Origin of the sequence: Kitasatospora sp. NPDC057936 (assembly GCF_042887525.1) — a bacterium.
In the GTDB taxonomy this organism is placed as follows: domain Bacteria; phylum Actinomycetota; class Actinomycetes; order Streptomycetales; family Streptomycetaceae; genus Kitasatospora.
Genome location: NZ_JBHVPD010000191.1, coordinates 1 through 5,269, shown reverse-complemented (window position 1 = coordinate 5,269; position 5,269 = coordinate 1). Strand labels below are relative to the sequence as shown.

Below are 5,269 nucleotides of genomic sequence, written 5' to 3'. Positions count from 1 at the left end.
ACCCCCGTCATCACCCTCGACGCCCGCCGCCGCGACAGCGCCAAGAGCGCCCTCATCACCCTCGTCGAACACGCCCTCCTCGCCCGACTCCGCTAGCCGACGCGGGGGTGCGAGCGACACCACCGCCCCGGCGGACCGTCCAGGCGACGGTCCGCCGGGGCGGGGCTGCTTACCGGCAGGTGTCCGGCGGGGGCACCGCGCAAGACCCGCTCATAAGCGGTGGATAACGGTTCGGTAGGCATTTTGTGATCAACAGTGACGCTACGTGGCCGAATCACGTCACTCAGCGCCAGAAGACCACGGTTTTGCGCCGTCATGTCGGCGAATGTCCAGATTGTGCCGACGCGGGCGGCATGCGGGGTCTGTTTGTCCCCCATCCCTGCACGTGCTGAAATTCCAGCTACCCCTGTCGCTTTTCCCGCCCGGCCCACCGGCGGCGGAGCGTGGCCCGGGGCAGCGCTGGATTGATCCATGGCCGGCTGTCGGCCGAGAGGTAGTTGTCGAGTGAGGCGTAAGCAGCAACCCGCCCCGCAGCGGCGCTCCGAGCCCCGCCAGAGCGAGCCGAACGGTACCGCGACGGAATCGGCCGGATTCTCCGCGTTCACCCCGACCGAGGAGCGTTCACAGGCACCACAGCCCGTGAAGCCCGCGGTCGGCCCGAAGGAGCCCCGCAGCGGCGGCTCCACGGGTTCGACGGGCTCCGAGAGCTCCAGCCGCTACGACTTCCTCAGGCCGCGCAACTGGCGCGTGCCGACGCGTCTGATCGCGATCCTCCTGATCCCGGTCATCATCAGCCTCGTGTTCGGCGGCCTCCGCGTGAACACCTCGGTCGACGGCTACATCAAGGCGTCCCGCGCCGAGAAGACCGCCGAGCTCGCCAAGGCGGCCACCGAACTCGCCGAGGCGCTCGAGAACGAGCGCGACAAGACGCTGATACCCCTCCTCACCAAGCAGGACCCGGACGGCACGGTCGCCAAGACCCGCGCCACCACGGACGCCGCGCTGAAGGCCTACAACGCCGCCTACGACGCGTCCGACAAGTCCGGCGAGCTCCCGCGCCGCCACCAGGCCTTCCAGGACCTCGTGGTCAACCTGCCGCACCTGCGCGCCAGCGCGTACGGCCAGGAGCTGTTCGCCAGCGCCACCGCGAACGCGTACTCGACGCTGTTCGCCCCGCTGCTCGCGTACGACAACTCGGTCGGCCTCGGCTCCACGAACGCGGCCAGCAAGGGCCGCGCGATCTACGCCATGTCGCTGGCCAAGGCCGCGTCCTCGTCCCAGCGCGCGCTCATGCTGCACCTGCTCGTGGGCATCGGGTCGAACTCGGTGACCCGCTACGAGAACCAGGACCTCACCCTGCAGGTCGTGGTCTCGGAGAAGCTCGAACAGACCGCGATCACCGAGTTCACCACCGGTAGCGACCCGGTCGACGCCAAGAAGTACGCCGACGCACAGGTCGCCCTGGCCACCGCGCAGGACCGCTCGGCGTACAAGATGCCCGACGGCCGCGCGCCGACCATGCAGTCGCTGCTGAACCTCGCCTCCGCCTACAGCCAGGCCGCCGCCGACGGCCAGACGAAGGGCAAGGCCGCCGCCGACGCCGCCTTCAAGGAGGCCAAGGACGCCGGTCTGACCCCGGAGAACTGGAACCAGGCTGCCGCCACGCACATCCAGGCGCTGCGCAACACCGAAGTCGCGCTCCTCGACGACGTGCTCACGGACTCCCGGAACCTCAAGGACAACGCGCTCTACGACGCCATCCTCAACACGGTCATCGTCGTCGCCGCGCTCATCCTGGCCGGGCTGCTCACCGGTTACGTCGCCCGCTCGATGATCCTCGGCATGCGCACCCTGCGCAGCGCCGCCCTGGAGATCGCCGACAACCGCCTGCCGGACCTCGTCGAGAAGCTCTCCAAGACCGACCCCGAGCGGGTCGACACCTCCGTCGCCCCGATCCCGCTGCACGGCAAGGACGAGATCGGCGAGGTCGCCCGGGCGTTCGACCAGGTCCACCGCCAGGCCGTCGAGCTCGCCGCCGAGCAGGCGCTGCTGCGAGGCAACGTCAACGCGATCTTCACCAACCTGTCGCGCCGCAGCCAGGGCCTCATCCAGCGCCAGCTGGCGCTGATCACGGACCTGGAGAACAACGAGGCCGACCCGGACCAGCTGGAGAACCTCTTCAAGCTGGACCACCTCGCGACCCGCATGCGCCGCAACGGCGAGAACCTCCTCGTCCTCGCGGGCGAGGAGGCCGGCCGCCGCTGGAACACCCCGGTCCCGCTGGTCGACGTGCTCCGCGCCGCCGCGTCCGAGGTGGAGCAGTACGAGCGCGTCGAGCTGTCCGGAATCCCGGAGGTCGAGATCGTCGGCGCCGCCGTGACCGACCTCGTCCACCTGCTCGCCGAGCTGCTGGAGAACGCCACCTCGTTCTCCAGCCCGCAGACCCGGGTGCTGGTCAACGCGACCCGCCTGCCGGACGGCCGCGTGCTGGTCGAGATCCACGACAAGGGCATCGGCCTCACCGCCGACGACTTCGCCGAGATCAACGAGAAGCTGGCCGAGCCGCCCACGGTCGACGCCACCATCTCCCGCCGCATGGGCCTGTTCGTGGTCGGCCGGCTCTCCCAGCGGCACGACATCCGCGTCCAGCTCCGCCCGTCCGGCGAGTCGGCCGGCACCACCTCGCTCGTCATGCTCCCGCCGTTCGTCACCAAGGGCGGCCCGGCGCCGGAGCCCGAGGAGCAGTTCACCGTCTCGCGGATCTTCGCCGAGCAGGAGCCGGCCTCCGAGTGGGCCCCCGACGGCCGCGCCCGCAGCGCCGCCGAGCTGGGCTTCGACGACCACCTGACCGGCATCGGCAACGCCGGCTCCTCCGGCTTCAGCCCGGCCCTGGAGTCCGTCCAGCGCTCCCAGCGCCTCGACCAGGTGCGCCGCGCCGCGCTGGAGGCCTCCCCGTACGGGGACGCCGAGCAGCCGGTCCTGGACGCCGAGGTCGAGGAGGAGTACCCGCAGCAGGGCTACGACCAGTACGCCCCGCAGCAGGGCTACCAGCAGCCCTACGCCGACGACCAGTACGGCTACGGGCAGCAGGACGGCTACGGCCAGGACGCGTACGGCCAGTACCCGCAGCAGGGCTACGACCAGTCGGGCTACGCGGACGACCAGTACGCGCAGCAGGACTACCAGGGCCAGGGCTACCAGGGCTACGACGACGGCTACGCCGGCGACCAGTACGCCCACCAGGCCCAGGACGCCCCGGCCGGCCACCCGTACGCCCCGGAGCCGCCCGCGCTGCCCGCCGCCGAGGCCCCCGCCACCCTGCCGTCCGGGCTGCCGCAGCGCCGCCCCGGCCAGCAGCTGGCCACCGGCGGCCCGGTCGGGACGCCCGCGCCCGCCGGGGCCAACGGCGAGACCCCGAACTGGTTCGCCGGCGCCAAGGACACCTCGTCGCCCGCCGAGTCGCGCGGACACGACGTGTCGGCGCTCGGCGGCTACGGCCCGACCGGCCCGACCGCCAACTCCGCCTGGCAGTCGCCGAACGACAACGCCTGGCAGCGGGCCGAGCAGCTGCGCGAGCCCTCGTCCGCCGGCACCACCCAGTCCGGCCTGCCGCGCCGCGTGCCCAAGCAGAACCTGGTGGCCGGCAACGCCAAGCCCACCCCGCAGGACGGGCCGCAGGTCTCCCGCAGCCCCGAGGAGGTCCGTGGCCGTCTCACGAACCTGCGCCGCGGCGTGGAGCAGGGCCGCACCGCCGGCAACACCGGAAGCTTCCGGATCGACCCCGATCAGGTAGACCAGTCCGGCAACGGACAGAACCGGAGCACCGATCTCTTCGGCGGCTCGAACCACCAGGAGCGTTGAGTTGACTCAGATGAGCCAGGCCGCACAGAACCTGAACTGGCTGATCACCAATTTCGTGGACAACACCCCCGGGGTGTCCCACACCGTGGTGGTCTCCGCGGACGGCCTCCTGCTGTGCATGTCCGAGGGCTTCCCCCGGGACCGCGCCGACCAGCTCGCCGCCGTCGCCTCCGGCCTCACCTCCCTCACCTCCGGCGCCAGCCGGATCTTCGAGGGCGGCGAGGTCAACCAGACCGTCGTCGAGATGGAACGGGGCTTCCTGTTCCTCATGGCCATCAGCGACGGCTCCGCCCTCGCCGTCCTGGCCGCCCCCGACTCCGACATCGGCCTCGTCGGCTACGAAATGGCCCTGCTCGTCGACCGCGCAGGCGCCGTCCTCACCCCCGCACTCCGCGCAGAACTCCAGGGCAGTCTCCTGCACTGACGGTTCGTCGGATACCGTCCAGGTATTCGAAGCACCTCCGCGTCCCTCCCGGGCCCGCTTCGGCGGGCTCGGGTTCGGACGTTGTACGGCCTTCGCACCACAGGCTCCGGACTCGTTCCGGGGCTCGCACCGCAACCGCCGCACCCTGTGAGGAGAGGAACCGTGACACCGCCCGACGACCGCAGCGGCCAGTACGGTGGCGTTCCGTACCCTGGCACGGGCCATGACGCCTTCGGAGCACCCGGCGTCGGCCACGGTCAGCCGTACGGCCGGCCACAGTTCGGCCAGGAGTACGGCCAGCCGCCGTACGGTCAGCAGCAGGAGCAGTACGGCCGGCCCGGCCAGTACGCCCGGCCCGGCCAGTACGCCCCGCAGCCGCAGCCCTCCTTCGACATGCCGCCGCCCGGCTACCCGGTCCCGCCGGCCGGACCCGGCCACGCGCCCGGCCACCACCCGGCCCAGGACCCCGGGCACGTCGAGGAGTTCGAGGACGAACCCGACTCCGGCCCGCTGATCCGGCCGTTCGCGATGACCGGCGGCCGCACCCGGCCCCGCTACGAACTCGCGCTGGAGGCCCTCGTCTCCGCCGACGTGGACCCGCAGCGCCTGGCCACCCTGCTCCCCGAGCACCAGCGGATCTGCACCCTGTGCACGGAGGTCAAGTCCGTCGCCGAGGTGTCGGCGCTGCTCTCCCTCCCGCTGGGAGTCGCGCGCATCCTCGTGGCCGACCTGGCCGAGGCCGGCCTCGTCGCCATCCACCAGCCCGCTTCCGGAGGCGAATCCGGAAACCAGCCCGACGTCACGCTGCTCGAAAGGGTCCTCAGTGGACTTCGCAAGCTCTAACGCGGCCGCCCCCACCCGCGCCACCACCTCCGCGAAGATCGTCGTCGCGGGCGGCTTCGGTGTCGGCAAGACCACGCTCGTCGGCGCCGTCTCCGAGATCAACCCCCTGCGCACCGAAGCCGTCATGACCTCGGCCTCCGC

3 protein-coding genes and 2 pseudogenes are annotated in these 5,269 nt (G+C 71.6%); all 5 read left to right on the top strand.

Going from position 1 to position 5,269, the window contains the following annotated elements; genetic code table 11:
- A pseudogene (locus ACFVU9_RS45240) lies at positions 1 to 96 on the top strand (ATP-binding protein); the annotation flags it as partial.
- A 543-nt stretch (positions 97 to 639) separates the two neighbouring features.
- Positions 640 to 3,861 (top strand): nitrate- and nitrite sensing domain-containing protein, encoded by a 3,222-nt coding sequence (locus ACFVU9_RS45235; RefSeq protein WP_387603900.1) that lies wholly within the window; start codon positions 640 to 642, stop codon positions 3,859 to 3,861.
- Between the two features lie 10 nt (positions 3,862 to 3,871).
- On the top strand, positions 3,872 to 4,285 hold the full coding sequence (locus ACFVU9_RS45230) for a roadblock/LC7 domain-containing protein (protein ID WP_030291361.1): 414 nt from the start codon (positions 3,872 to 3,874) through the stop codon (positions 4,283 to 4,285).
- Positions 4,286 to 4,447: 162 nt separating this feature from the next.
- Complete coding sequence (locus ACFVU9_RS45225; protein WP_387603897.1) at positions 4,448 to 5,128, top strand: DUF742 domain-containing protein; 681 nt, start codon at positions 4,448 to 4,450, stop codon at positions 5,126 to 5,128.
- A pseudogene (locus tag ACFVU9_RS45220) lies at positions 5,109 to 5,269 on the top strand (ATP/GTP-binding protein); the annotation flags it as partial. The gene ACFVU9_RS45225 and the pseudogene ACFVU9_RS45220, both read left to right, overlap by 20 nt.

Excerpts from the sequence above, each read along its gene's own strand:
- ACFVU9_RS45230 (WP_030291361.1), top strand. The coding sequence starts at position 3,872 with ATGAGCCAGGCCGCACAGAACCTGAACTGGCTGATCACCAATTTCGTG.